This window comes from Pseudomonas sp. TE3895, from assembly GCF_056278855.1.
Genome location: NZ_JBWBQE010000001.1, coordinates 4,642,310 through 4,668,357 on the forward strand (window position 1 = coordinate 4,642,310; position 26,048 = coordinate 4,668,357).

General features: G+C 64.1%; 20 protein-coding genes. 11 read left to right on the forward strand and 9 right to left on the reverse strand.

Annotated features, from left to right (window positions below; translation table 11 throughout):
• Positions 1–95 precede the first annotated feature (95 nt).
• A complete protein-coding gene (locus ACZ889_RS21055) occupies positions 96–866 on the reverse strand; it encodes an IclR family transcriptional regulator (RefSeq protein WP_121783661.1) in 771 nt (256 codons plus the stop codon).
• A gap of 156 nt (positions 867–1,022) precedes the next feature.
• On the opposite strand from ACZ889_RS21055, the gene ACZ889_RS21060 reads away from it, so the two are divergent.
• The 5 genes from ACZ889_RS21060 to ACZ889_RS21080 all read left to right on the forward strand — a co-directional run bounded on the left by ACZ889_RS21060 (position 1,023) and on the right by ACZ889_RS21080 (position 7,173).
• Positions 1,023–1,832 carry a shikimate dehydrogenase family protein gene (locus ACZ889_RS21060; RefSeq protein ID WP_476257777.1) on the forward strand — a complete coding sequence of 270 codons (810 nt, stop codon included), beginning with the start codon at positions 1,023–1,025 and terminating at the stop codon, positions 1,830–1,832.
• A 4-nt stretch (positions 1,833–1,836) separates the two neighbouring features.
• A complete protein-coding gene (locus tag ACZ889_RS21065; protein WP_180689797.1) occupies positions 1,837–3,570 on the forward strand; it encodes an FAD-dependent oxidoreductase in 1,734 nt (577 codons plus the stop codon).
• Entirely contained in the window at positions 3,555–3,875 is a 321-nt protein-coding gene (locus tag ACZ889_RS21070; RefSeq protein WP_003250862.1) for an NIPSNAP family protein, read from the forward strand. Before ACZ889_RS21065 ends, ACZ889_RS21070 begins: the two co-directional genes overlap by 16 nt.
• Before the next feature lie 41 nt (positions 3,876–3,916).
• The gene (locus ACZ889_RS21075; RefSeq protein WP_180689796.1) at positions 3,917–5,605 is read left to right on the forward strand and encodes an FAD-dependent oxidoreductase; all 1,689 of its coding nucleotides are present in this window, start codon (positions 3,917–3,919) and stop codon (positions 5,603–5,605) included.
• 242 nt (positions 5,606–5,847) lie between these two features.
• On the forward strand, positions 5,848–7,173 hold the full coding sequence (locus ACZ889_RS21080; protein ID WP_012052802.1) for an MFS transporter: 1,326 nt from the start codon (positions 5,848–5,850) through the stop codon (positions 7,171–7,173).
• 155 nt (positions 7,174–7,328) lie between these two features.
• On the opposite strand, the gene ACZ889_RS21085 is transcribed toward ACZ889_RS21080, so the two are convergent.
• The 3 genes from ACZ889_RS21085 to ACZ889_RS21095 all read right to left on the reverse strand — a co-directional run bounded on the left by ACZ889_RS21085 (position 7,329) and on the right by ACZ889_RS21095 (position 10,141).
• The gene (locus tag ACZ889_RS21085) at positions 7,329–8,144 is read right to left on the reverse strand and encodes a sugar phosphate isomerase/epimerase family protein (RefSeq protein ID WP_180689795.1); all 816 of its coding nucleotides are present in this window, start codon (positions 8,142–8,144) and stop codon (positions 7,329–7,331) included.
• Positions 8,145–8,173: 29 nt separating this feature from the next.
• Positions 8,174–9,226: a Gfo/Idh/MocA family protein gene (locus ACZ889_RS21090; protein ID WP_476257778.1), complete on the reverse strand. Its 1,053-nt coding sequence runs from the start codon at positions 9,224–9,226 to the stop codon at positions 8,174–8,176.
• A 138-nt stretch (positions 9,227–9,364) separates the two neighbouring features.
• Positions 9,365–10,141: an IclR family transcriptional regulator gene (locus tag ACZ889_RS21095; protein ID WP_012052805.1), complete on the reverse strand. Its 777-nt coding sequence runs from the start codon at positions 10,139–10,141 to the stop codon at positions 9,365–9,367.
• Positions 10,142–10,335: 194 nt separating this feature from the next.
• Between ACZ889_RS21095 and ACZ889_RS21100 the strand changes: the two genes are divergently transcribed.
• Entirely contained in the window at positions 10,336–12,048 is a 1,713-nt protein-coding gene (locus tag ACZ889_RS21100) for an FAD-dependent oxidoreductase (RefSeq protein ID WP_003250851.1), read from the forward strand.
• 108 nt (positions 12,049–12,156) lie between these two features.
• Here ACZ889_RS21100 and ACZ889_RS21105 read toward each other — a convergent pair whose 3' ends face one another.
• From ACZ889_RS21105 to ACZ889_RS21120, 4 genes are all read right to left on the reverse strand, one after another.
• Positions 12,157–15,063 carry an HD domain-containing phosphohydrolase gene (locus ACZ889_RS21105; RefSeq protein WP_180689793.1) on the reverse strand — a complete coding sequence of 969 codons (2,907 nt, stop codon included), beginning with the start codon at positions 15,061–15,063 and terminating at the stop codon, positions 12,157–12,159.
• A 152-nt stretch (positions 15,064–15,215) separates the two neighbouring features.
• Complete coding sequence (locus tag ACZ889_RS21110; protein ID WP_476257779.1) at positions 15,216–16,709, reverse strand: aldehyde dehydrogenase; 1,494 nt, start codon at positions 16,707–16,709, stop codon at positions 15,216–15,218.
• 194 nt (positions 16,710–16,903) lie between these two features.
• Positions 16,904–18,286, reverse strand: coding sequence for an aspartate aminotransferase family protein (locus tag ACZ889_RS21115; RefSeq protein ID WP_003250846.1), 1,383 nt, complete (start codon positions 18,284–18,286; stop codon positions 16,904–16,906).
• Positions 18,287–18,328: 42 nt separating this feature from the next.
• A complete protein-coding gene (locus ACZ889_RS21120; RefSeq protein WP_476257780.1) occupies positions 18,329–19,171 on the reverse strand; it encodes a helix-turn-helix transcriptional regulator in 843 nt (280 codons plus the stop codon).
• A gap of 280 nt (positions 19,172–19,451) precedes the next feature.
• Here ACZ889_RS21120 and ACZ889_RS21125 point away from each other — a divergent pair, with 280 nt between their 5' ends.
• The 3 genes from ACZ889_RS21125 to ACZ889_RS21135 all read left to right on the forward strand — a co-directional run bounded on the left by ACZ889_RS21125 (position 19,452) and on the right by ACZ889_RS21135 (position 24,102).
• Positions 19,452–20,834, forward strand: a complete 1,383-nt coding sequence (locus ACZ889_RS21125) for an APC family permease (RefSeq protein ID WP_014859220.1) — start codon at positions 19,452–19,454, stop codon at positions 20,832–20,834.
• Positions 20,835–20,987: 153 nt separating this feature from the next.
• Positions 20,988–22,568: an aldehyde dehydrogenase (NADP(+)) gene (locus ACZ889_RS21130; RefSeq protein WP_476257781.1), complete on the forward strand. Its 1,581-nt coding sequence runs from the start codon at positions 20,988–20,990 to the stop codon at positions 22,566–22,568.
• Positions 22,569–22,728: 160 nt separating this feature from the next.
• The gene (locus tag ACZ889_RS21135; RefSeq protein WP_143999957.1) at positions 22,729–24,102 is read left to right on the forward strand and encodes an 8-oxoguanine deaminase; all 1,374 of its coding nucleotides are present in this window, start codon (positions 22,729–22,731) and stop codon (positions 24,100–24,102) included.
• Positions 24,103–24,215: 113 nt separating this feature from the next.
• Here the strand turns inward: ACZ889_RS21135 and ACZ889_RS21140 are convergent, their stop codons facing one another.
• Entirely contained in the window at positions 24,216–24,707 is a 492-nt protein-coding gene (locus ACZ889_RS21140; RefSeq protein ID WP_047603929.1) for a GNAT family N-acetyltransferase, read from the reverse strand.
• A 162-nt stretch (positions 24,708–24,869) separates the two neighbouring features.
• On the opposite strand from ACZ889_RS21140, the gene ACZ889_RS21145 reads away from it, so the two are divergent.
• Positions 24,870–25,460 (forward strand): biliverdin-producing heme oxygenase, encoded by a 591-nt coding sequence (locus ACZ889_RS21145; protein WP_014860834.1) that lies wholly within the window; start codon positions 24,870–24,872, stop codon positions 25,458–25,460.
• Positions 25,461–25,658: 198 nt separating this feature from the next.
• Positions 25,659–26,033: a hypothetical protein gene (locus ACZ889_RS21150; RefSeq protein WP_014860835.1), complete on the forward strand. Its 375-nt coding sequence runs from the start codon at positions 25,659–25,661 to the stop codon at positions 26,031–26,033.
• Positions 26,034–26,048: the final 15 nt, after the last annotated feature.

Sequence of the window (26,048 nt, forward strand, 5' to 3'; positions counted from 1 at the left end):
GCCGTCCAGCGGCCCAAAAGGCGAGCGAAGCCACCTTTCCGGGTGACCCGTTCTCACATCCATGGCGCCAGCCCGCAAACTGCGCCCTGTCTGCGTCAATCCAGCACTGGCCGAAGCAACGCCTGTGCCTCATACAGGGTCGGTAAATACCGCAACCGTATCTCATCAATACTCAACCGCGATGCATGAGTCGTGATGGTCAGCGTCGCTTTCAACTGACCGGCCCGTCCCAGCAATGGCACCCCCAGCACCCGCATACCGATTTCATATTCCTGATCAACGATACAGAACCCCTGCCCCTTCACGCGCAACAGCTCAGCGTCCAGCTGCGCCCGGTCTGTCAGTGTGTAAGGCGTCAACGCCCGCAGCGGCTGACGGGCAAAGTATTCGTCCCGCTCCCCCTCATCCAGCCAGGCCAGCCAGACCCGCCCGCCGGCCGTGCAATACATGGGTACCCGCGAGCCCGGCCTGATCGACAAAGACGCCACATGGCTATACCGGCTACGCACCAGATGGATGATCTCATCGCCATCGCGGGTACCCACCGATACGTGCTCCTGGGTCTGGCGCGCCACCTGTTCAACAATCGGCCGCAGCATGCGCGGCAGTTGCGCCGAGTCCACATAAGCCTGGCCGATACGCAAGGCCTTGGGGGTCAGCCAGTACTCACGGCTGTCAGTTTCGGCAAAGCCCTCATGCACCAAGGTCAGCAGAAACCGCCGCACCGCACTGGGCGTAAGGCCAGATAACCTGGCCGCCTGCGGCACACTCAGACGCGGCTGCTCGGCGCTGAACAGTTGCATCAGCGCCAGGCCTTTCTGCAAGCCTGCGATCAGATCACGGGGATGGATGGCGGGTGGGTTCATGCATTCGACTCGCTATCAGAGGCACAAAAACAGCCGATTACTGCGATAACCGGATCATGACTGCGATTATCGCATTAAGTGGCCGCTTGGCGCATTGTTGCCCACGCCCCTCTGCCTCACCCTTGCCTCCATAACAACGCCAATAAGGAGGTCAGCATGATTCGAGGTTCCACTGAACTGGTCGCCATCGTCGGTTCGCCCATCGCCCAGGTGAAGTCTCCGGAAAACTTCAACACCTGGTTCAACCACAACAACTGCAACCTCGCCATGCTGCCCTTCGACCTGCACGAGGCGGCGCTGGACAGCTTTGCGGATACCCTGCGTGGCTGGCAGAACCTGCGCGGTTGCGTGGTCACCGTGCCTTACAAGCAGGCGCTGGCCAACCGCGTGGACGGCCTGAGCGAGCGCGCAGCTGCCCTGGGTTCGGTCAATGTGATACGCCGCGAGCGCGACGGACGCTTGCTGGGCGACAACGTGGACGGCGCCGGCTTCCTCGGCGCTGCGCACAAGCATGGCTTCAAGCCGGCGGGCAAACGGGCACTGGTGATCGGTTGCGGCGGTGTTGGCAGTGCCATTGCCTATGCACTGGCTGAGGCAGGGATCGCCAGCATTACCCTCAGCGACCCCAGCACAGCACGCATGGGTGCTGTATGCGAACTGCTCGGCAACGGCTTCCCCGGGCTCACGGTCAGCACACAGTTCAATGGGCTGGAAGACTTCGACCTGGTGGCCAACGCGTCCCCAGTCGGCATGGGCACCCGCGCAGAGCTGCCGCTGTCCGCCGCCCTGCTGGCTACCCTGCTGCCATACACCCTGGTCGCCGACGTGGTCACCTCACCCGAGATAACCCCGCTGCTGAACCGCGCGCGGCAAGTAGGTTGCAGGATCCAGACTGGCCCGGAAATGGCCTTCGCCCAACTGGGCCACCTTGGCGCCTTCATGGGCGTCACACCGTTGGAGATCTGAAGCCATGACGACTCTGGAGCACACACACAACAGCTTCGACCTGGTTGTGCTGGGCAGCGGTGCCGGTGGTTTTGCCGCTGCCGCCACCGCGGCCCGCCGCGGGCTGAAGGTGCTGGTGGTGGAAAAGGCCGAACGCTTTGGCGGCACCTCGGCGATTTCTGGCGGCGCGGTGTGGCTGTACGGCACCGACCAAGCCCGTGACGCCGGCGCCAAGGACTCCCCCGAGGCAATGCGCACCTACCTCAAGCAGGTCATCGGCGACGGCTACGATCCCGCCTTGGGCGATGCCTTCATCGAGCATGGCCACCAAGCGCTGCGCTGGCTGGAGCAGAACACCGAACTGCGTTATGCCCTGCGCCCACTCTCGCCCGACTATTACCCGGATGCACCCGGCGCCACTCAGTTCGGCCGGGCGCTGGAAATGGTCGAATACGACGGCAAGCACCTGGGCACACGCTTCAAGGACCTGCAGATGCCACCGCCCGGCATGCTGCTGTTCGGCGGCATGATGGTCAACCGGGTGGATATCCAGCATTTCCTCAGCATTCGCCGCTCACCCAAGTCGCTGTGGCATTGCCTGAAGCTGATGGCGCGTTACGCGCGCGACCGCCTGCAGCACCCACGCGGCACCCGGCTTACCACCGGCAACGCATTGATCGCCCGCCTGGCCACCAGCGCCTTCGCCCACGGCACGCAGTTGTGGTTGCGCAGCGAAGCCGTGGAGCTGATCGCCGAGCACGGCGTGATCACGGGCGTGGTCGTACAGCGCGAGGGCCGCCGTGAGCGGGTAATGGCCCGTGGTGGCGTGGTGTGCGCCATGGGCGGATTCGCAGCAGGCGCAATGGCCGCCGGCTACCGCCCTGCTCAAAAGGCGCCGCACCTGACCATGTCACCACCGGCCAACGACGGAGCCGCCCTGCGCCTTGCCCAGGCCGTGGCAGCAGCCGAGGGCGAGAGCCTGGCGGCCAACTTTTTCTGGGCACCGGTTTCCGAACTACGTCATGCCGATGGTGAACGTGAGCGCTTCCCGCACCTGGTCACAGACCGCGCCAAGCCCGGCGTGATTGCGGTAGACCAAGCCGGGCGGCGCTTCGTCAACGAGTCCGACTCCTACCACCACTTCGTGCACACCATGTTCGCCAAAGGCATTGCCAGCTGCTGGCTGGTCTGCGATGCCGAAGCAATGAACCGGTACGGGCTTGGCCTGGCGCGGCCCAAGCCCGTCAACAACCAGGCGTTGATCGACGCAGGCTACCTGTATCGGGCCACCACATCGCAGGCACTGGCCCTGGCCATCGGCGTCGATCCACAGGTGTTTGCGCAAACACTTGCACAGTTCAACAGCGATGCCAGCAATGGCATCGACCGCGCATTTGGCAAAGGCGGCAACAGTTACAACCGCTACATGGGCGACCCGCAACATACGCCCAACCCATGCTTGGCACCCCTGACCAAGGGGCCGTTCTATGCCATCCGCATTCACACCGGCGACCTCGGTTCAGCCCGTGGCCTGGTGACCAACGCCGATGCCAACGTGCTGAACCGCAGCGGTTTGCCCATTCCCGGGCTGTATGCGGTCGGTAACGACATGAACTCACTGATGAAGGGCACCTACCCCGGCCCCGGCATCACCCTGGGCCCTGCCCTCACCTTCGGCTGGCTTGCTGCCAACCACATCACCGCGCGCCTGCAGGCGTCGGCTACCCCTACGGAGAAACCGGCATGTACTACGAACTGAGAACCTACACCCTCGACCCATTGAAAATGGCCGACTGGCTGGCCCTGTACCAAAGCCACGCACTCGAGGTGCAGAGCGAACACCTGGGCAACCTGGTGGGCTTTTTCACCAGCGAGTTCGGCGACGTCAACCAAGTGGTACACATCTGGGGCTATGCCAGCCTCGACGACCGCATGGCGCGCCGCGCAGCCATGGCGGCAGACTCACGCTGGGCGGAATTCTCGCGACGCAACCGCGAGCTGGGCGCGGTACTGCGCCTGCAATCGCGGCTGCTGCGCCCGACCGGTTTCTCACCGCTGCAGTAAGCCACACGCCACCTCTTCCAACAGCCGAGCGGACCCCTTCCATGCCCCCCCTTGAATGTGACGTACTCGTCATCGGCTCCGGCGCCTCTGGCCTGGCTGCCGCCGTAACCGCCGCGCATCATGGCCTGACAGTGGTCGTCGCGGAAAAAGCCAGCCAGCTGGGCGGCACCAGTGCCTGGTCGGGGGGCTGGTTGTGGATACCGCGCAACCCTCTGGCCATCGCCGAAGGCATCGTCGAAGCCGACGATGCCCCGGAGCGCTATTTGTGTGCGCAAACCCACACCCGCGAACTGGACCCGCGTCAACGCGCCTTCCTGCGCCATGGTCCGGAAATGGTGGCGTTCTTCCAGCAACACACTGCCGTGCAGTTCCAGTGCGGCAGCCGTATGCCCGACATGCGTGAAGGCGATGGCAGTGCACGCGGTGGTCGCTCGCTGTGTGCATTACCTTACGACGGGCGACGGCTAGGGCCTTGGCTGCACACGTTACGCCCACCGCTGGACATCGTCAGCCTGGCCGGCATGGGCATTGCCGGAGGTGCCGACATGGCTGCCTTCTTCAACGCCACACGCTCGCCGAAGGCAGCGCTGCATGTTGGCAAGCGCCTGTTGCGCCATGGCCGCGACCTGCTGCTACACCGTCGCGGCCTGCATCTGGTCAATGGCAACGCGCTGGTGGCGCGCCTGCTGCGCAGCGCCCTTGATCGTGGCGTGACATTGCTGACCGAGAAAGCGGCCAGCCGTCTGTTGTTGTGCGAAGAACGGGTCAACGGCGCGCTGTTTGCCGATGGCCAAACGATCTACGCACGGCGTGGTGTGGTGCTGGCCTGCGGTGGCTTCCCACATGATCGCCAGCGTATCTCGCAACTGATACCGCACGCGCCGGACGGTGACCAGCATTACTCCGCTGCGCCCAGGGAGAATAGCGGTGATGGTTTGCGCCTGGGCGAACAGGCGGGTGGGCGGGTGTCTGCGGCAGGCGCCCACGGGGGCGCCTGGGCGCCGGTATCGCAGGTACCGCGCCGCAATGGCCATTTCGGCCATTTCCCACACCTGATCGACCGTGCCAAGCCCGGTTTCATCGCCGTGCGCCGCGATGGTCGGCGCTTCGTCAACGAAGCCGATTGCTACCACGACTTCATGAACGCGCTGTTCGCCGCCACGCCGCAGGCTGAGCAGCCGGAGGCCTGGCTGATCTGCGACCATGCTGCGCAACGGCGCTATGGCATCGGTTGGGCCAAGCCCTTTCCCTTCCCTACCCGCTTCTATCAGCGCAGTGGCTATTTGCACAGCGGCGCTACCCTGGCGCAACTGGCGCAGCGCTGCGGGATCGACGCCGAGCAGTTGCAGCGCACGGTGGAGGGCTTCAACCATCATGCCGCACAAGGTGAAGACCCTACCTTTCTACGTGGCGCGTCGGCCTACAACCGGGCCCAAGGCGACCCGCAGCAGGCACCCAACCCGTCGCTTCGGCCGTTGCTGAAGGGGCCGTTCCATGCGGTGAAACTGCTGCCAGGCAGCCTTGGCACCTTCGCCGGCCTGGACACAGACGCCTCAGCCCGCGTACTGGACCACGCAGGGCAGCCGATACCCGGGTTGTTTGCAGTGGGTAACGACATGCACAGCGTGATGGGTGGGTACTACCCGAGCGGCGGCATTACCCTTGGCCCTGGGATGACCTTCGGGTATCTGGCCGGTAGAGCGTTGAGCGGGAGCTGTGCACATCATTGATGTCGGTGTTGCGCGCATCAGGCAACCAGGGCCAAAGCCTTCTACCCTTCAGTGAGGTGAATACCTGCCGCGCCCGCAGGCCAACGCAACCGTTCGATAACCGAACAGTAGCCCGTCTCTTGAATTGACGCTGCCGTCTTCACTGCTCACCATGCACCGGCCTTGCGTGCCCCCCCTGCCTGGGAAACGGTCACGTACCCGTAGCACCGCAGCTGAATACAATTTCAAGAAACGAGCAGTCTATGAACCACTCCAAGATCCCCCCCGCCGCGCCCCGGATGTCCCAGGGCTCGATCGGCGACAAGCTCCGCGGCGCCTTCGGCGTCGGCAAGACCCGTTGGGGCATGCTGGCCCTGGTGTTCTTCGCCACCACCCTGAACTACATCGACCGCGCCGCCCTCGGCATCATGCAGCCCGTGCTGGCCAAGGAAATGAGCTGGACGGCGATGGACTACGCCAACATCAATTTCTGGTTCCAGGTCGGCTATGCCATCGGCTTTCTGCTGCAAGGCCGACTGATCGACAAGGTCGGGGTCAAACGGGCCTTCTTCTTCGCTGTACTGCTGTGGAGCCTGGCCACGGGTGCCCACGGCCTGGCCACCTCGGCGGCAGGTTTCATGGTCTGCCGCTTCATCCTCGGCCTGACCGAGGCCGCCAACTACCCGGCCTGCGTCAAGACCGTGCGCCTGTGGTTCCCGGCGGGTGAACGGGCGATTGCAACGGGGCTGTTCAACGCCGGTACCAACGTTGGTGCCATGGTCACCCCCGCGCTGTTGCCGCTGATCCTGGCTGTGTGGGGCTGGCAGGCTGCGTTCATCGCAATGGGCAGCCTGGGCCTGGTGTGGGTCGTGTTTTGGGTGCTGAAGTACTACAACCCTGAAGACCACCCCCGCGTGCGTCAGAGCGAGGTGCAGTACATCCAGCAGGATGACGAGCCCGAGCCAACCCGCGTGCCATTCAGCCGGATCCTGCGCCTGCGTGGCACCTGGGCTTTTGCAGTGGCCTATGCGATTACCGCACCGGTGTTCTGGTTCTACCTGTACTGGCTGCCGCCGTTCCTGAACCAGCAATACAGCCTGGGCATCAACGTGACCCAGATGGGTATCCCGTTGATCATCATCTGGCTGACGGCAGACTTCGGCAGCATCGGGGGTGGCATTCTGTCGTCGTGGCTGATCGGCCGTGGCGTGCGTGCCACGACAGCGCGGCTGGTGTCCATGCTGATCTTTGCCTGCACCATGCTCAGCGTCATCTTTGCCGCCAACGCCAGTGGACTGTGGGTCGCGGTGGCGGCCATCTCGATCGCGGTAGGTGCGCATCAGGCATGGACGGCGAATATCTGGAGCCTGGTGATGGACTACACACCCAAGCATCTGGTGAGCACCGTATTCGGCTTCGGCAGCATGTGTGCGGCAATTGGCGGGATGTTCATGACGCAGATTGTCGGCAGCGTGCTGACCGCTACCAACAACAACTATGCCGTGCTGTTTACCATGATCCCCGCCATGTACTTCCTGGCGCTGGTGTGGATGTATTTCATGGCACCGCGCAAGGTCGAGAGCGCCTGAGAGCGCTAGCTACTTACCTCTACGGGGCCCTTGCGGGCCCTTTTTTTTGGCCTGGTATTTCTTGAGAAGCAAACAACGACAAGGCAATGTTCGGTGTGGGAGCGGGTTCACTCACGAACGTGACGCAGCCGGTGACAGGCGCCACGTTCGCTCGATCAGACCGCGGCCAACACCGCCTTGGCTTTCTCCAGCGCCATGCGCGCGCGCTGTTCGCCGCTGATGCCCTGCTCCAGCAATTGCCGCGTGGGGATTTCCAGGCTCAGCGGCACGCTCGGCGGCAAGGCGCGCAACAGGCCAACCAGGTCAGCATCGCCATCACCCGGGAAGCGTCGCTCGTTACGCGCCTGGCGCAGGATCTCGTCCATGTCGGCCGGTACCGGACCAGCAACGTCACACAGTTGGGCATAGCGCATGCGCTGCGGCGCCAGCTGCGCCAGGTCGTCCAGCGAAGAGCCGGAGCGGTTGAAGTGGAAGGCATCCACCAGCACGCAGCCATTGGCGCGGTCGGCGTTGGCCACCACCCGCATGGCCTGGCGCAGGTCACGTACGTCGGTCCAGGGCATGAACTCCAGGTGAGGGTGAATGCCGTATTGCGCCGCCAGCTCGCACAATGCGGCAAAGCGTTCGGTCAGGCGCGCTTCGTCGGGGTCGTTGCCCGCTACCAGCAATTCAGTGCCACCCAACCCGGCGCCCACCGCCAGGATCGCTTCGAAATCGGCCACACAGGTGGCCGGTTCAAGACGCAGGATCTCCAGGTCGAGCACCTTGATACCCGTGTCGCGCAAGCGCGCCTGGGTTTGCCGACGCAGTTCGGCATCGGCGACCAACGGGAAATGCCGCTCCTGTTCGGTGGCTGGCACCAGCCGTAGGCCGACATGGCTGTAACCCGCTCGGGCGGCGGCCTCGACCATGTCCGGCGGAGACAGCTCGAGCACCGTCAGGGCCGCGAGGGAAAAAATTCGATCAGTCATTTATCATCACCCGCAATAGTAAGGTTGTATCAGCCAATGTGCTCGGGCGCGCAAGCTCGACCGCTTTGGGCTGCCTGCCTTATCGCTTCGATCAGCGCCAGTGTGCGCCCCCCGTCGGCAGCGTCGATCAGCGGCGCCTGTTCACCCCGGGCAACCCGCACAAAATGCTGCAATTGCAGGGTCAATGCCTCGCCGGCGGGGATGCTCTCCGAGCTTTGCAACAGGGGCGTATGCCAGCCCGAGCCTACCTCGGCGTAATGCCAGCGCTTGAGCTGGGGAATGCTCAGTGCTCCTTGGGTACCGGCCAGCAGATAGCACGGCTGGCCATCCTGGCGCGGGTACACAGGGCTTTCGCCAGCGTCCAGCTCCCAGCTCCACGGTGCAGCCACCGCGTCGGACCCGGTCAGGCTGCCCAGGGCACCGTTGGCAAACTGCAGCAGCACCGCGGCGCTGTCTTCGTTGGCAAAACCGCGGACATCGTTGCGGGTGAAGGCCTGCACCTGCACCACCTCGCCGCACAGGTAACGCAACAGGTCAAGGTCGTGGATCAGGTTGGTCAGCAAGAAACCGGCCCCTGGCTCGCGGCGCCAGGGCGTTTCGAAATAGCTGTCGGGCTTTTGCAGCTGCCACAGCGCGGTGACGTTGATCAAACGGCCCAGCTTGCCTTCGTTGATCACCTGGTGCGCCTTGGCGATCAGCGGATTGTGTCGGCGATGGTGCCCTACAAGCACCGGCACACCTCGGCGGCGTGAGGCTTCCACCAGAGCACGCACTTCATCCAGGTTCACGCCCACCGGTTTTTCCACCAGCACCGGCACCCCGGCCTCGACACAATCCAGGGCGGTGGCGACATGCAGGTTGTTGGGGTTGGCGACGATCACTGCCTCGGGGCGCGCATGCGCCAACATTTGCCGGTGGTCGGCAAAGCAGGGCACACCGCACTCGGCAGCGAAGGCCTCGGCCTGCGGGCCGGGGTCGGCCACCGCACACAGTTGGGCTTGCGGCACATTGCGCAAGTGCTGGTAATGCTGCCGGCCCATAATGCCGGCGCCAATCAAGGCAATACGAAGGGGTGCGTTCAACAGCCTGTCCTCTTGTCATTGTTGTTATGAAATTCTGAAACCGGGTTCCAAAATTTATACTCGACAATTTAGAACCAAGTTCAGCTTTTCAGAAGAACGGGCGCAACAGACTGTGCGGTAATCGACCGGAATATCCTCTCAGGCAAACAGCTCGCTGGCGGGGCTGGCCGCCGACAGCTCTTCTGCCGCCGACAGCAATAGCGGTGCCAGCGCGGTAAGGCGGCTTTGTGCCAGCCGCGCGCTGGGCCCGGCGATGCTCAGCACGCCGATCACCTCGTCACTTTGCGGGCGGCGTACCACTGCGGCCAGGGCTGAGGTGCCGATGGCGGAGGTCTCCTCGACCCAGGCATACCCACGCTCGCGGGCGCGGTGCAGGTAGGCGAGCAGCTCGTCGGTGGAGCGTGGCGCATTCGGGCCGAACTGTTCGGGGTCGGCAATACCTTGGCGCAACACCATCTGCAGCGCCTGCTCATCGTCCAGGCTGGCCAGCCAGGCATGCCCGGAGGCGGTATAGAACAGCGGCGCGTCGCGCCCCATATCCGGGTCGTAGCGCAGCCCGGAGCGGGCCCCCTGAGACTTGGCGATCCAGGTTTGCCGGGCACCGTCGATCACCCCAAGGCGCACCAGCTCACCGCTGTCCTGGGCCAGGCGGTCAAGAATCGGCTGGATGATGTCGGCACCGTTGCTGGCGAGGTAACGAAAGCCCAGCGCTACCAGCTTGGCCGACAGCTGATAGCGGCTGTTTTCCCGGTTCTGGCGCACGTAGCCCAGCCGCACCAGCTCCGTGAGCATGCGGTGGGCAGCGCTTTTGGGAATGTCCAGGCGCTCGGCCAGGGTTTGTAACGGCAGCCCTTGGGGTTCACCGGTAAGGCTTTCTACAAGACTGAAGGCGCGTTCGATCTGACTACCAGCCATGTCACAGGTCCCTGATTTTTTTGCGAATTCTAGAAGATGATTCCACATCGTCGCTAGCCAGCGCAGCTCGGGCCACCCCGAATGTCCGATGATCGCCCAGTTCTTGCCTGACATGACCAACCTGACCTTGCAGGACCACCCGCTGCTGATAAGAATGTGGAACATTGTTCTAATAAAAGCACAGGAAACCCGCAATGCCTTCCGCTCCTCTCGAAACCGAATGCGATGTACTGGTCATAGGTTCTGGCGCCGCCGGGCTGGCGGCGGCCGTCACGGCTGCCTGGCATGGGCAGAAGGTGATCGTGGCGGAGAAAGAACCGGTGTTTGGCGGTGCCACCGCCTGGTCCGGCGGCTGGGCCTGGGTGCCACGCAACCCGCTGGCGCGCAGGGCCGGCATCGAGGAAGACATCGAGCAGCCGCGGACTTATCTGCGCCATGAGCTGGGGGCAAACTACAATGCCGAGCGCGTCGATGCCTTCCTTGAGGCGTGCCCGCACATGGTGGCGTTTTTCGAGAAGTACACGGCGTTGCAGTTTGCCGACGGCAACGGCATCCCGGACATGCATGGCGATACGCCGGGGGCAGCCCTTGGCGGCCACCAGGTGATCGCCGCGCCCTACGATGCCCGCGAGGTTGGCGCCCTGCTGCCACGCTTGCGCAAGACCATGCGCGAAACTTCGTTCATGGGCATGCCGATCATGGCCGGTGCCGACCTTGCCGCCTTCCTCAACATGACCCGCTCGCCCAAAGCCCTGCTGCACGTGTGCAAGCGCTTTGGCCGCCACCTGTACCACCTGGCCCGCCATGGTCGGGCCATGCACCTGGTCAACGGTGTGGCACTGGTGGCGCGCCTGGCTAAATCAGCACAGGACCTGGGTGTGCACCTGCAAGCGTCGGCGCCGGCCAAACGCCTGCTGATCGAGGGTGGCCAGGTACGCGGGGCGTGGGTCGCGACGCCACAGGGCGAGCAGCTGATCCGCGCCAAGGCCGTGGTGCTGGCGGCAGGTGGTTTCCCCAATGACAACGCCCGGCGCCAGCAACTGTTCCCGCGCGATGCCAGCGGCCACGACAACCTGGCGCTGCCGCCCAAGGGGTGTTCTGGCGATGGCCTGCGCCTGGGCGAATCCGCCGGCGGTGTGGTTGCCACCGACCTGAAGTCGCCGGTGGCCTGGGCACCGGTTTCACAGGTGCCGTATCGCGACGGCAGCGTCGGCCACTTCCCGCACATTATCGAGCGCGGCAAACCGGGCGTTATCGGTGTGCTGGCCAACGGCAAGCGTTTCGTCAACGAAGCGCATGGCTATTACGACTATGTGTCGGCCATGGTCGCTGCAGTGCCGCAGGGCCAGGAGGTGTGCTCGTGGCTGGTTTGCGATCATCGCTTCTTGCGCCGCTATGGCCTGGGGCATGCCCGCCCGGCACCGCTGCCGGTAGGGCCGCATGTGCGCAACGGCTACCTGAAACGCGGCGCCACGCTCGAGCAGCTCGCCCAGGCCTGCGGCATTGACCCGTCCGGGCTGCGCGCCACGGTCACTGACTTCAATAACCATGCCCGTAACGGCCAGGACCCGGCGTTTGGCCGCGGTTCCACGCCGTTCAACCGCAAGCAGGGTGACCCACAGCACAAGGGCCCTAACCCTTGCGTGGCGCCCATCGAGCACGGGCCGTTCTATGCGGTGAAAGTAAAGCCCGGCTGTTTTGGCACCTTTGCCGGGTTGCGCACCGACGGCAATGCCCGTGTACTGGATGAGGCGGGGCAACCGATTGCAGGCCTGTATGCAGCAGGTACCGACATGGCCAGCGTGTTTGGTGGCTGGTACCCGTCGGGCGGCATCAACCTGGGGCCGGCGCTGACCTTTGGCTATGTCGCCGGGCGGCACATTGCCGGGGTGCAGGGGTATGAGTGAGCTGACCCCCAATACCCGGGTGGTCGGCGCTCTGCAGGAGGACGCCGGGAAAGGCCGTGGCGCTTGAATCGAGCGCCACGCGGTCTGATTTTTCAGCGCTGTCGTCCCTCAGCTCACTGGTCTCGCTGCGCTGCGCTCCTGAATCTGCGCCAGCCAGTAGACCACATCCACCTCGTCGATCTGCTCGGTGCGCAGGAAACGCTCGGCATATTGGCGGTATACCCCGCTGCTGAGGAACAGTTGCAGCAGTTGCCCGTCGACGTGCCCCTCGCGGGCCATGGCCACCAGGATTTTCACCGATTCGGACAGCGTCTTCGGGGGTTTGTAAGGCCGGTCTGCTGCCGTCAGTGCTTCGAAGATGTCGGCAATCGCCATCACCCGCTCGGCAATGCCCAGGTCCTGCCCGCCCAGGCGGCGCGGATAGCCGCTGCCGTTCATCTTTTCGTGGTGGTTGCCGGCGATGTCGGGTACCCGCTTGAGGTGGCGCGGGAGCGGCAGCGCACTGAGCATGATGATGGTCTGCACGATGTGTTCGTTGATCTTGAAGCGTTCTTCGTCAGTCAGCGTGCCACGGCGGATCGACAGGTTGTACAACTCGCCGTAGTTGCTGGCGTGGCCTGGCAGGTGCATGTCGAACCCCCAGATATTACGCGGGTCGTCCTTGACCACCGGCGGCGTGCGGGTGCCCCAGGGCACGCAGTGCTCGGGGCGGTCGGCCAACAATGGCTCCTCTGTCGGTAGTTCAGGCTGCGGCACGCCGACAAGGCGTTCCGCCTCGTCACGGGAGATGCCCAGGCGGTTATCGAAATGGCGCAGCCAGCGGCGCTTGCCGATCACCTGCAAGCGCTGGATATCGGTGTCCTGCATGAACTCGCCGCCAATGTTGGCCTGGGCGACGAAAGCGAAGTCGTCCTGCAGCTCGGCCTGGCTTCGCTGCAGTGCGGCTTTCAGCACCTGCTGGTCGGCGCCACTGGCCAGGCCTTGCCAGTAGGCCAGCTCCGCATCGCGCCACAGCACTTCGAAACGCATGCGGACTTCGTGGATGCGGTTGTACAGGGTCTCCAGCTTGGTCGCCTTGTCCACCACGTACTCGGGGCTGGTGACCTTGCCACAATCGTGCAGCCACGCTGCCACACGGAACTCGTACCGTTCTGCCTCGGTCATGCTGAAGCTGGCGAACGGGCCGCTGTCGGCTGCCACTGCCTGATCCAGCAGCATCTGCGCCAGCTGAGGCACCCGCTCGCAGTGGCCACCGGTATAGGGGCTCTTGGCATCGATGGCGTCTGCCAGCAGCTTGATCATGGCGTCCAGCAGGCGTTGCTGGGCTTCGACCAACTGGCGGGTTTCGATAGCCACCGCAGCCACTCCGGACAATTCCTCGACAAAGCGCCGGAATGCCTCGCCCACCCGCTCCTGCGCCTGCTCTTCGTCCATTTGCAGGACCAGGATGCCCAACAGTGCCTGGCTACGGTCATTCAGCACCACGGCCAGACTGCGCTCATGCAGGCCGAGGGCCTGGGTCACTGTTACAGCCAAGTGCTGCCGGGCGCCCTCATCCACTGCCAGCTCGCTTGGGTAGTGTTCACCGCGGCACGAGGCGGCCAGGCGCAGCAAAGCCTGTTCAGCGTCATACAGGTAAACCCCGCCGGCGTCGCCCCCGGCAGCTTCTACCAGATGGTTCAGCACGCCGTCGAGCATGCGCTCCAGGTTTCGCTCACGGCTGAGCGTAAGGGTAATCGCCTGAAAGTGGCGAATGGTACCGGACATGCGGCTCAGCACGCGGCTCAGTTCACGCACCTCGGAAACCCGCGAGTGCACGCCCACCTCACGGCTGAAATCAAAGCTGGCCAAGCCTTGAACCTGCTCGCGCAACAGCCGCAGCGGGCGGCCAATGCGCCGGCCAAGCACACCGCCGAGCACCAGCAGTACGGCCATCAGCGCCACGGTCCAGAGCAACTGCTCGTACAAGACTTTGCGCGCCCCCACCAGTAACTCGTGGCCGGGTACGGCAATCAGCACGTACAAGTCGTGCCCGGCCAGGGTGGTCAGATGCACACGAATGCCATACCAGGTCTGGCCATCCACCTGATAAGGCTGAGGCTGGTTGCCCTTGGGCAGGTCAGCGTATAGCCGCGCCAGGCTGGGAGCGCCCAGCTCGGCGACACGCGACAGGCGCACGCCTTGCCCTTCGTGCACGATTGCCCGCTGCGGGTCCGGATAGGCCACAACGTTGCCCTGGTCATCGACCACCACGATCTCGGTACCCGGGGTCATGCGCAGGTCCTGAGTCTCGCTGGCCAAGTCGTTGACCGAGACATCCAGGCCGATCACGGCGCCACCGTCGACGCTACGTTGGGCCATGGTCAAGCCGACCTCGCGGGTGGTGAAGAACACATAAGGGCGAGTCAGCACCGTAGAGGGTTGTACCGTGGCTTCAGCGAACCAGGGGCGCAGGCGTGGATCGTAGCGATAGTCAGGTTTGGCCTGGGCCTGCAACAGGTTCAGCGCCCGATCATAAAAACGCCACTCGCCCTGCACCTTGGCGCCCTCGCCATGGCTGACGCTCTGCACCAGAAATGCCGTGCCCGGTGGAGCGGCGAAACGCTGCATCAGCTGCGGGTCATGCAGGCGACGCACCAGCAGGAACTCGCCGCTGGGGTAACCCAGATAGGCGGCGCTGAGCATGCGGTTGGCGTCCAGCATTTCCACCAGCTGTGGCAGCCGATCCAGGCGCTGTGCCTGGGTGTGCACAGTCGGGTTGTGGGCAAGCAGGCGAATGCTGCTTTGCGCAGGCTCAATCAGGCGCCTGGCGCGCTCGTCGATCGTCTTGGCAACCTGCTGGGCGGCATCGCCAGCAGCAGCCACAAGGGTTTGGCGAATACCGCGGTACCCCTGCCAGGCCAGGGCAGCGCCGAGCAGCAGCATGCCCAGCACGATGGCCAGCGCCACCAGCCACTGCAGTGAAATACCACGTCCTCTATTGCCAACGACACGCCCCGTCGACACGCAGCCCATCCCAGGTACTCCATGTGCGGCACATTGCCTTGGCTGATGTCTGCAGCAGTGTAGAGTGCATGTGAGCGTTCTGCCGGGCCGGCAACACGTTTACAGACGATCGTGCAAGGCTTTGTACCGCGACGCAGGCGACGTGGGCCATGATCAGGACATCAGCCGCGCAACTGGTACCAGGTGGTCTTGAGCTGCGAATACTTGTCGAACGAATGCAGTGACAGATCGCGGCCAAACCCCGACTGCTTGCCCCCACCGAAGGGCACCGTCACATCCAGCGCGTCGACCGTGTTCACCGATACGGTACCGGCTTTCAAAGCCCGCGCTACCCGGTGCACCTGGTTGAAGTCGTCACTCCACACCGAGGCTGCCAGGCCATAGATGCTGTCGTTGGCCAGGCGTACCGCTTCTTCTTCGGTGTCGAAGGCGCTGACCGCCAGCACCGGGCCGAACACCTCCTCCCGCGCCAGGCTCATGCGGCCCTCGACACCGGCAAAAATGGTCGGCTCGATGTAGTTGTCCGAACCTTCGACGGTCAGGCGTCGGCCGCCACACACCAATCGCGCACCCTCTTGCCCGGCACGCACGATGGCGGCCTCGATGCGGCCGGTCTGCTCGGCATCGACAATGGCCCCGGCGCGGCTCGCCGGATCCAGCGGGTTACCGGGCAGCCACTGGCGAGCCTTGGCCTGCAGGCGCTCGATGAACTCATCGTGGATGGCACGCTGCACGTACAGCCGCGAGTTGGCCGAACACACCTCGCCCTGGTTGAAGAAAATGCCGAAGGCGGCCTTTTCCGCCGCCAGGTCCAGGTCCTGGCAGTTGTCGAACACCAGGTTTGGGCTCTTGCCGCCGCACTCCAGCCACACCTGCTTGAGGTTGGACTGCGCCGAGTACTGCATGAAGTACTTGCCCACCTGGGTGGAGCCGGTGAATACCAGGCAGTCCACATCCGGGTGCAGGCCCAGCGCCTGCCCGGCCTGCTCGCCCAGGCCCGGCACCACGTTCAGTACGCCTTCCGGCAACCCCGCTTCCAGCGCCAGTTGGGCCAGGCGCAGGGCCGAAAACGGTGATTGCTCGGCGGGCTTGAGTACCACGCTGTTACCGGCAGCCAGCGCCGGGGCTAGCTTCCACGCGGCCATGTCGAGGGGGAAGTTCCACGGCACCACGGCCGCGACCACGCCGAGGGCTTCGCGGGTGATGGTGGCCAGCGCCGTGGGCGCCGTGGGCGCCACCTGGTCGTACAGCTTGTCCAGCGCTTCGCCGTACCAGCCGAACACATGTGCCGAGCCCGGCACGTCGATGGTGTAGGCGTCCATCACCGGCTTGCCCATGTTCAGCGAGTCCAGCAAGGCCAGTTCTTCACGATGGGCCATGATCAGCTCGGCCAGGCGCAGCAGCACTTTCTTGCGCTCGCCCGGCGCCATGCGCGGCCAGGGGCCTTGCTCGAAGGCTCGACGGGCGCTGGCGACGGCCAGGTCGACCTCGGCATGGCCGCAGGCGGTAACCTGTGCCATTACGTTGTTGGTGGCGGGGTTGATGGCTGCGAAGGTGGCACCATCCTGTGCGTTGACGGGTTTGCCGCTGATAAGCGCCTGGGATGGCAGGTACAGATCCGAAGCGCGCTGTTGCCAGAATTCGAGGGTATACATTTGTACTCCTGGTAAGCATTGGAGCAATCTTTTGGATGGGGGCGTCGTCCCACGGATGAATCGCCGGGGCTGCTTTGCAGCCCAATCGCGACACAAGGCCGCGCCCAAAAGAACAGCGTTGCCCCTGCAAGCGACGCGATTGCTGTGGGAGCGGCCTTGCGTCGCGATCGAGGCGCGAAGCGCCCCCAAAAGGCTTAGAGCTTGCCGACCAGCCGCGCCGTGCGGTCTACGGCTATCCGGGTCTTCTCCACCAGCTCATCCAGCTCGCTGTGGTTGGCGATCAAGGCCGGCGCCATGATCATCCGGCCCAGGGTCGAGCGAATGATCACCCCTTCCTCGAAACCAAAGGTGCGGCACTGCCAGGCCAGGTCGTTCTCGTTGGCAAAGCGCTTGCGCGTCGGCTTGTGCTCGGCAAACTGCAGCGCCGCCACCAGCCCGGCCCCTTGCACCTGACCGATCAATGGGTGGTCGGCAAACACTTCCCGCAGAATGCGCTGCAGGTACGGCCCCGTGTCGTCCTTCACCTGGCGCACGATACCTTCGTCACGCAGCGCCTTCAGGTTGGCGATGGCCACTGCCGCCGCCACCGGGTGGCCGGAATAGGTCAGGCCGTGGGCAAATACCCCGCCGCGCTCCACCAACGCCTCGGCAATGCGCTTGCTCAGCACCAGGCCGCCCATGGGCACATAGCCGCTGGTCAGGCCCTTGGCAATCGACAGGGTGTCGGGCTCGAAGCCGAAGTATTCATGGGCGAACCATTCGCCGGTGCGGCCAAAGCCACCGATCACCTCATCGGCGCACAGCAGCACGTCGTACTGGCGGCAGATACGCTGGATTTCCGGCCAGTAGCTTTCCGGCGGGAAGATCATGCCGCCGGCCCCCTGGAAGGGTTCGGCAATGAAGCCGGCAACGTTCTCGGCACCCAGTTCGAGGATTTTTTCCTCCAGCTGCAGGGCGCAGCGGCGGCCGAACTCGGCCGGAGTCAGTTCACCGCCCTCGGCGTACCAGTAAGGTTCATCGATGTGTGCCACATCCGGAATCAGCCCGCCCATGTCGTGCATGAACTTCATCCCGCCCAGCGCCGTGGCCGCCAGGGTTGAGCCGTGGTAGCCGTTCCAGCGGCCGATCATGATTTTCTTGCCTGGCTGGCCAACCACCTGCCAATAGCGGCGCACGGTGCGGATCAGTACCTCGTTGGCCTCGGAGCCGGAGTTGGTGTAGATCGCGTGGCTGTAGTGCCCCGGCAGCAGGCTGAACAGCAACTCGGACAGTTCGATCACCGCCGGGTGGGTGGTGTGGAAAAACATGTTGTAGTAGGCCAGCTGATCCATCTGCGTGGCTGCGGCGGCCGTCAGGTCACGACGGCCATAACCGAGCTGGGTGCACCACAGGCCGGACATGCCATCCAGGTAACGCTTGCCCTCGCTGTCCCACAGGTGCAGGCGTTCGCCACCGACGATCACCCGCGGCCCTTCGGCGTTCAGCGCCTTCTGGTCGAGGAAGGCATGAATGTGGTGGGCGGCATCGGCTGCCTGGTAGTCACGGGTCTGGCGTTGCGGGGCGAAAGGCGCGTTCATTGTTGGTTTTCCTTTGCGGTGGGGTTGCAGGGCAGCTGGCGTTCAGCGCAGCTTGCCCATGTAGCTTTCCAGCGGGTCCTTGCCCAGCACGCCCTGGGCATTGGCCAGTGCATCGATGAACAGGGAGAACAGTTCGGACTGGGTGCCGATGTCGAGCTTGGCGTAGACGTTCTTGCGGTGCGACTTGATGGTGTCCTCCGACACTCCCAGCCGCTCGGCCAGCGACTTGGTCGAGTGGCCACGCAGGATCAGCTGGGCGATACGGCATTCACGCTCGGTCAGCAGCGAGCTGCCGAAATTGTTCAGCGCGGCATGAATACGTTGCTCGAGGATGTTCTCGAAGCGCCCTGCGCGGCTGTCCAGCCCGGCAAAATGCTTGCCGAGTACCGCCAGTACCCAAGGCGTGATGAGCCCGAACCGCGTGCGGCTTTGCCCATCCAGCTTGTCGGTGAAGGCCAGCGACACCGCCAGGCTTTGCCCGGGCGCCACCTGCAGGATGTAGTTGAGTTCATCCTCCAGGTGCGAGTGGCGGTAGAACGATTGGTAGTATTCGCTGACCTCGAAGTGGTCGGGTGCCACTTCGAACAGGCCGTAGCAGCCGGATTCGACCTGTTCCACACAAGCACCGTAGAACGGGTCGAGCAGGTAGAAGCCCGACAGGTAGCGGGCGACATTGCCCTCGGGCTGCCAGGGCGCCTTGTCATCCTGCTCGAACAGCGCACAGGGCATGCCATCGTGCGGGTACAGGTACACCGTGGTCGCCTGGATCGGCCGGATCACACCCAGTGCAGCAAACAGGCTGGCGGCAAAGCCCGGCCGGCCGATCGCCTCGGTGACCTTGGCCTGGTGCTCGAACCATTGTTCTGAAAGCAATTGATTGGTCACTGTAAGCCTGCCGTTTTCTCAGTGGCACCGCCGCCAGTGCGGTGCGTCGTTGAGCAGATACTCCCACGGCGCTGCAGGCACCGGAATCACCCTTTGGGGTGAGCCGGGCAAGGGCTGTGTCCGCTCACCCCAAAGGGTGATTCCGGGTGCCTGCAGGGTGTGGGAGCATCAACCCGCCCCAGCGCTGCGAGCTTTCCGCTCGACCTCCTTGCACAACACCTGACGGTCGCGAGCCTGCTCGCCTGCCGCGGTGTCCTGCATCCCTTTTCAGGAGTTAGCAATGCATACAACAACAAGTACAGCCCATAGCCCCGCCCCGCATGCACCCTCGCAATCCGCCACCAGCACCGGCCGCTTCCGCAAGTCCATGAGCATGACCGCCCTGGTGCTGTTCGGCCTGGCCTACATGGTGCCCCTGGCCGTATTCACCACCTACGGGCTGGTCACCCAGATGACCAAAGGGCACCTGCCCACCGCCTACCTGCTCACGCTCGCCGCCATGCTGCTGACCGCCTACAGTTACGGCCGCATGGTCCAGGCCCACCCCTACTCCGGCTCGGTCTACACCTACACGCGCAAGGCCTTCGGTAGCTATATCGGCTTCATCACCGGTTGGACACTGCTGCTCGACTACATCTTTCTGCCGCTGCTCAGCTACCTGCTGATCGGCATCTACATGTCGGAATACTTCCCGACCATCCATGCCTGGGTGTGGGTGGCGGGCTCCATTGCCCTGGTCACCTTCCTCAACCTGATCGGCATCGAGTCGATCACCCGGGTCAACTGGATCCTGGTGGTGGTGCAATTGGTGTTCATCATCGTCTTCGTCGCCCTGTCCATTCTCAAGCTCAGCGGACAGGCGGAGCCGGTGTCGCTGCTGGCCCCCTTGCACCACGAAGGCTTCAGCGTGCCATTGATCATGACCGGCGCCGCCGTGCTGTGCCTGTCGTTCCTCGGCTTCGATGCGGTGTCGACCATGGCTGAGGAAACCAGTAACCCGACCTACCGCATTCCCGTGGCGATTCTGGCGGTGTCGTTGATCGGCGGCCTGCTGTTTTTGGTGGTGTCTTATTGCGCACAGATGGTGTTCCCCGATTGGGGCAGCTTCGCCGATCCGGATTCGGCGTCGGTCGACGTGATGCGCCGGGTGGGCGGCGAGCTGCTGGTAACCGCCTTCACCGCTACCTACGTGGCCGGCTGCTTCGCCTCGGCCATGGTGTCCCAGGCCAGCGTGTCGCGCGTACTGTTCGCCATGGGCCGCGACGGCGCATTGCCGCGGGCATTCGGCCAGCTGGTGACGAAAAAGCGCGTGCCGGCCACTGCCATCCTGGTGGTCAGCCTGCTGTCGCTGATCGCCCTGGTGATCACCCTGGATACCGTGGCGAACATGATCAGCTTTGGCGCACTGTTCGCCTTTTCGGCGGTGAACCTGGCAGTGGTCAAGCACTACCTGGTTGACCAGAAACTGCGCGGTTGCCGCAACTGCCTGCTGTACGGCGCCATTCCCGGCCTGGGCTTTCTCAGCACGTTGTGGCTATGGAGCAGCCTGACCAGCCTGTCGTTCACCATCGGCCTGTGCTGGATGGGCCTGGGCCTGTTGGTGCTACTGGGGCTGACCCGGGCGTTGCGCGTGAAGCTGCCAGAGTTGCAGATGGCCGAGTGAGCCCTGACGCCTTGCATGACCGCTCCTGCAGGGCATCGCGAGAACCCGGGTGATAACTGCTCGTTATCACCCGATCCGTATTAATCATTATTCAGCCCCCCGTTCGCCCCCTACAGTCCTGACCAACGATTGTCATTGCCAACGGGAAACGAAATGTCCATCGAACACCGCCTGAACCACATCGCCGGCCAGCTCAGTGGCCACGGTGACGTGCTGCTGCACAGCCTCGACGCCCACACCGGTGAAGCACTGCCCTACGCCTTCCACCAGGCGACTGGCGATGAAGTCGAGGCCGCCGCCCAGGCCGCCGAGGTGGCCTACCCGAGCTACCGCAGCACCCGCCCGGACCAGCGCGCCGCTTTTCTCGACGCTATCGCCAGCGAACTGGACGCGTTGGGTGATGACTTCATCCAGGACGTGATGCGCGAAACCGCACTGCCTGAAGCACGCATCCGCGGCGAACGCAGCCGCACCAGCAACCAGCTGCGCCTGTTTGCCGAAGTGGTACGGCGTGGCGACTTCTACGCTGCACGCATCGACCGCGCTCTGCCCCAGCGCACCCCGCTGCCGCGCCCGGACCTGCGCCAGTACCGCATCGGCGTGGGCCCGGTGGCCGTGTTCGGCGCCAGCAACTTCCCTCTGGCCTTCTCCACCGCTGGCGGTGACACCGCTTCGGCGCTGGCCGCCGGCTGCCCGGTGGTGTTCAAGGCACACAGCGGGCACATGCTCACTGCGGCCCATGTGGCCGCGGCCATCGACCGTGCAGTGACCGGCAGCGGCATGCCGGCAGGCGTTTTCAACATGATCTACGGTGCCGGTGTGGGCGAAGCGCTGGTCAAGCACCCAGCCATTCAGGCAGTCGGCTTTACCGGCTCGCTGCGCGGTGGCCGCGCCCTGTGCGACATGGCCGCAGCGCGCCCGCAGCCGATCCCCGTGTTCGCCGAAATGAGCAGTATCAACCCGGTGATCGTGCTGCCGCAGGCTCTGCAGGCTCGCGGTGAACAGGTGGCGACCGAACTGGCCGCCTCGGTGGTGCTGGGCTGCGGGCAGTTCTGCACCAACCCGGGCCTGGTGGTGGGTATCAGCTCGCCGCACTTCGAGCATTTCCTGCAAACGCTGGTGGCACGCATGGCCGACCAAGGCCCGCAGACCATGCTCAACGCTGGCACCCTGCGCAGCTACCAGAACGCTGTGCAGCACCTGCTGGCGCACCCGGGTATCCAGCATCTGGCCGGCCAACCGCAAACGGGTAACCAGGCTCAGCCGCAACTGTTCAAGGCCGACGTGAGCCTGCTACTCAATGGCGACCCGCTGTTGCAGGAGGAGGTGTTCGGCCCTTGCACCGTGGTGGTTGAAGTGGCCGATGCCCAGCAACTGACCGAAGCATTGCGCCACCTGCAAGGTCAGCTGACTGCCACCCTGATTGCCGAACCTGAAGACCTGCGCACCTTTGCCTCACTGGTGCCGCTGCTCGAACGCAAGGCCGGACGCTTGCTGCTCAATGGCTACCCGACCGGCGTGGAGGTTTCCGATGCCATGGTGCATGGCGGCCCCTACCCGGCCACCTCCGACGCCCGCGGCACTTCGGTCGGCACCTTGGCCATCGACCGCTTCCTGCGCCCGGTGTGCTTCCAGAACTACCCGGACGCACTGCTGCCGGATGCGTTGAAAAACGCTAACCCGCTGGGGATTGCCCGGTTGCTGGAGGGTGTGAGCAGCCGCGAGGCGGTGTGATCTTTCATGGCTGCAACCCGTGCCGGCCTCTTCGCGGCTATAGCCGCCAAGAGGCCGGCACTGGCGCTTCGAGCTGTATACAATCAGTAAAAAGCTTGCTTACAATACCGAGCGCCTATGACATCGGTAATCGCCGATGCGTATTGCGCAGGCTTGCACCATGTCATCTACAAACCCTGCAAAAACGCTCCTCGTCAAAAACGCCGCACTGCTGGTCACCATGGACGGCGAACGCCGCGAAATCAAGAACGGCGGCCTGTTCATCGAAGACAACCTGATCAAGCAAGTCGGCCCCAGCGAAACCCTCCCGCAGCACGCCGACGTGATTCTGGACATGGCCGGCAAGGTGGTCATCCCAGGCCTGGTCAACACCCACCACCACATGTACCAGAGCCTCACCCGCGTGGTACCGGCCGCTCAGGACGGCGAGCTGTTCAACTGGTTGACCAACCTGTACCCGATCTGGGCGCGCCTGACCCCCGAGATGATCGCGGTGTCGACCCAGACCGCCATGGCCGAGCTGATCCTGTCCGGCTGCACCACCTCCAGCGACCATCTGTATATCTACCCCAACGGCTGCAAGCTCGACGACAGCATCCACGCGGCGGCCGAGATCGGCATGCGCTTCCACGCCGCGCGCGGCAGCATGAGCGTGGGGCAGAGCCAAGGCGGCCTGCCACCTGACGCGGTGGTGGAAAAGGAAGCCGACATCCTCAAGGAATCGCAACGCCTGATCGAGGACTACCACGATGCCAGCCACGGCTCGATGCGCCGTATCGTGGTCGCGCCATGCTCGCCGTTCTCGGTCAGCCGCGACCTGATGCGCGAAGCTGCCGTGCTGGCGCGCCAGTATGGGGTGTCGCTGCACACCCACCTGGCCGAGAACGTCAACGACATCGCCTATAGCCGCGAGAAGTTTGGCATGACCCCTGCCGAGTACGCCGAAGACCTTGGCTGGGTCGGCCATGATGTATGGCATGCCCACTGCGTGCAGCTCGACCAGCACGGCATTGAGCTGTTCGCCCGCACCGGCACCGGCGTCGCCCACTGCCCATGCTCGAACATGCGGCTGGCCTCGGGCATCGCCCCGGTACGCAAGATGCGCGACCACGGCGTACCGGTGGGCCTGGGGGTCGATGGCTCCGCCTCCAACGACGGCGCCAGCATGATCGGTGAAGTGCGCCAGGCCCTGTTGCTGCAACGGGTGGGCTTTGGCCCTGACGCGATGACCGCACGCGAAGCACTGGAGATTGCCACCCTGGGTGGCGCGAAAGTGCTCAACCGCAATGATATCGGTGCCCTGGCCCCGGGCATGGTCGCCGATTTCGTCGCCTTCGACCTGGGCCATGTGGCGTATGCCGGCGGCCACCACGACCCATTGGCGGCACTGGTGTTCTGCACCCCGACCCAGGTGCATACCAGCGTGATCAACGGCCGCGTCGTGGTGAAAGACGGCCAGCTGGCCACCGTCGACCTGCCGCGCGTACTGGAACGCCACAACCAGCTGGCCCATCAGCTGGTCAGTGGCACTTGAGGCCTGGCATCAGCTCGGCATCGCCGGGTTGAATGAAGGGCATGCGCAGCCCTTTGGGCTGCGCTGTCACCTAGGCAAGCTGCGGGTAGCGCGCACTACGATGTCATGTCCACTCAAAGGTCCATGACCATCTCATGCCAGGCCATACCGCCGTGGTCCGACGGCGACGGTTTCACGTATCGGTAGCCCAGCTTCTGGTACAGGGCCACATGCTGCTCCTTGCACATCAGGTGAATGGTCTGCTTGCCCGCCGCGTGCATGCGCCCGATGAATTCGTTCATCAACAGTTTGGCGTAGCCTTTGCCCTGGTGGGCCGGGTCTACAACCACCGACATGATCACCACGTTCGCGGCCGCCGGGTCATGGCCGACCAGCTCTTTGAAGGCCTCGTCGGACATCACGACCTCGTGGGCGCAGCCACTGTTGATGAAACCAACAATCTCGCCGTCGCTTTCCAGCACCAGGAAGCCTTGTGGGTACTGCGTGATACGCGTGCGGATTTTCTCCAGCGTGGCCGCCTCATCCCCTTCATAGGCGCCAATTTCGATGGCGTAGCAACGCTCGGCATCGGCGGGAACGGGGGTGCGGAACTGAAGGGCGCTCATGGCAAGTATCCTTGGCAATGGTAAAGGCAGCCGCCATGATAAATGAGCCTCGACCTTGCGCTCCATCATTGCGAACTCGGTCAGGTCGGGCGTGTGACGCTTGATGCTTGCCAAGGATGGCAAGCATCATGGGGACCTTGCTCTATTGCCACGGATACGCCGATGACCGCTGTAACTTCCCCCTTCACCGAACCCAGCCGCTGCAAACGCCTGAAAGCGGCCAGCAGCAGGGATCATGACAGCGTCGATCAACTGGTAATGGCAGCGCGGCCTTTCGAGAGCCGCGAGCGTTATGGGCGCTTCCTGCGGGTGCAGCACCGTTTTCATGGCAGCCTGTTGGCGTTGTATCAGGATGAACAGCTCAACCAGCAACTGCCGGGGCTGGCGGCGCTGTCACGGTTCGCGGCAGTCGAGGCCGACCTGCGCGACCTCGGCCTGCTGCTGCCAACGCCCACCCAACCGGTCCGTGTCAGCTCGGCCCAGGCCTTGGGATGGCTGTATTGCAGTGAAGGCTCGAACCTGGGGGCGGCGTTTCTCTACAAGCACACGCAACGTCTTGGGCTGGAGGGTGACAAGGGGGCCCGCCACCTGGCCCCTCACCCGGATGGCCGAGCGCTGCATTGGCGCGAATTTGTTGCCAGGCTGGACAGCCTGGTGCTGGGGGAGCAGGAAGAAGCAGAGGTGGTGAAAGGGGCGATTGCTGCGTTCGACAGTTACCGGCGGCATTTGCGTGAGGTGTTTGCAGGCCTATGACTGACCAGTGGGGCACTCACGGCGGCTACTGCACAGCGCCAACCACCCCGGCAAAGTTCTTCAAGTTGTTGCTGTAGCGAACTTTTTCTTGATTCCCTGTCTATGTGTGAGGCACAGAAGGTAGCGGAACGCGAGACAGGGTTCGCCCCACACCTGCTGGCCAGATGGCTCATTCGTTATCAGAGGTTGGCTACGCTCATGAAAATACATGTCGCAAGGTTGGTGCTGCTCGGCCTGTTCTCGCTCGCGGCGGTGGGCACGGCATCGGCAACGCAAATGAAAGCCGCCGAACCGGTTTCACCGGCTGTCCAGTCACCGTTAAAGCCAGCCGGCAACCCTTGGTCGAGCGTGGCCAGCGTGGCCGTTGAACAGCCGGCCACCCTCCTGGCGCATGATGACGATCGCTGGCACGACCATCGAAGCGACTGGCGCCGCGAACAGTGGCGGCGTGAACAAGCCCGTCGGGACTGGGAGCGGCGGCGCGACTGGGAACGGCGCCGTGATTGGGAGCGCCGCCATGAGCGCGCCATGCGCCAGCGTCATCATGACGCGCATCATTACTACCGCCGTTGAAGCCCAAGCGATCGG

Excerpts from the sequence above, each read along its gene's own strand:
- ACZ889_RS21080 (WP_012052802.1), top strand. The coding sequence starts at position 5,848 with ATGAACCACTCCAAGATCCCCCCCGCCGCGCCCCGGATGTCCCAGGGC.
- ACZ889_RS21105 (WP_180689793.1), bottom strand. The coding sequence starts at position 15,063 with ATGGGCTGCGTGTCGACGGGGCGTGTCGTTGGCAATAGAGGACGTGGT.
- ACZ889_RS21060 (WP_476257777.1), top strand. The coding sequence starts at position 1,023 with ATGATTCGAGGTTCCACTGAACTGGTCGCCATCGTCGGTTCGCCCATC.
- ACZ889_RS21065 (WP_180689797.1), top strand. The coding sequence starts at position 1,837 with ATGACGACTCTGGAGCACACACACAACAGCTTCGACCTGGTTGTGCTG.
- ACZ889_RS21150 (WP_014860835.1), top strand. The coding sequence starts at position 25,659 with ATGAAAATACATGTCGCAAGGTTGGTGCTGCTCGGCCTGTTCTCGCTC.
- ACZ889_RS21085 (WP_180689795.1), bottom strand. The coding sequence starts at position 8,144 with ATGACTGATCGAATTTTTTCCCTCGCGGCCCTGACGGTGCTCGAGCTG.
- ACZ889_RS21140 (WP_047603929.1), bottom strand. The coding sequence starts at position 24,707 with ATGAGCGCCCTTCAGTTCCGCACCCCCGTTCCCGCCGATGCCGAGCGT.
- ACZ889_RS21110 (WP_476257779.1), bottom strand. The coding sequence starts at position 16,709 with ATGTATACCCTCGAATTCTGGCAACAGCGCGCTTCGGATCTGTACCTG.
- ACZ889_RS21145 (WP_014860834.1), top strand. The coding sequence starts at position 24,870 with ATGACCGCTGTAACTTCCCCCTTCACCGAACCCAGCCGCTGCAAACGC.
- ACZ889_RS21100 (WP_003250851.1), top strand. The coding sequence starts at position 10,336 with ATGCCTTCCGCTCCTCTCGAAACCGAATGCGATGTACTGGTCATAGGT.
- ACZ889_RS21115 (WP_003250846.1), bottom strand. The coding sequence starts at position 18,286 with ATGAACGCGCCTTTCGCCCCGCAACGCCAGACCCGTGACTACCAGGCA.
- ACZ889_RS21075 (WP_180689796.1), top strand. The coding sequence starts at position 3,917 with ATGCCCCCCCTTGAATGTGACGTACTCGTCATCGGCTCCGGCGCCTCT.
- ACZ889_RS21055 (WP_121783661.1), bottom strand. The coding sequence starts at position 866 with ATGAACCCACCCGCCATCCATCCCCGTGATCTGATCGCAGGCTTGCAG.
- ACZ889_RS21070 (WP_003250862.1), top strand. The coding sequence starts at position 3,555 with ATGTACTACGAACTGAGAACCTACACCCTCGACCCATTGAAAATGGCC.
- ACZ889_RS21135 (WP_143999957.1), top strand. The coding sequence starts at position 22,729 with ATGTCATCTACAAACCCTGCAAAAACGCTCCTCGTCAAAAACGCCGCA.
- ACZ889_RS21130 (WP_476257781.1), top strand. The coding sequence starts at position 20,988 with ATGTCCATCGAACACCGCCTGAACCACATCGCCGGCCAGCTCAGTGGC.
- ACZ889_RS21095 (WP_012052805.1), bottom strand. The coding sequence starts at position 10,141 with ATGGCTGGTAGTCAGATCGAACGCGCCTTCAGTCTTGTAGAAAGCCTT.
- ACZ889_RS21125 (WP_014859220.1), top strand. The coding sequence starts at position 19,452 with ATGCATACAACAACAAGTACAGCCCATAGCCCCGCCCCGCATGCACCC.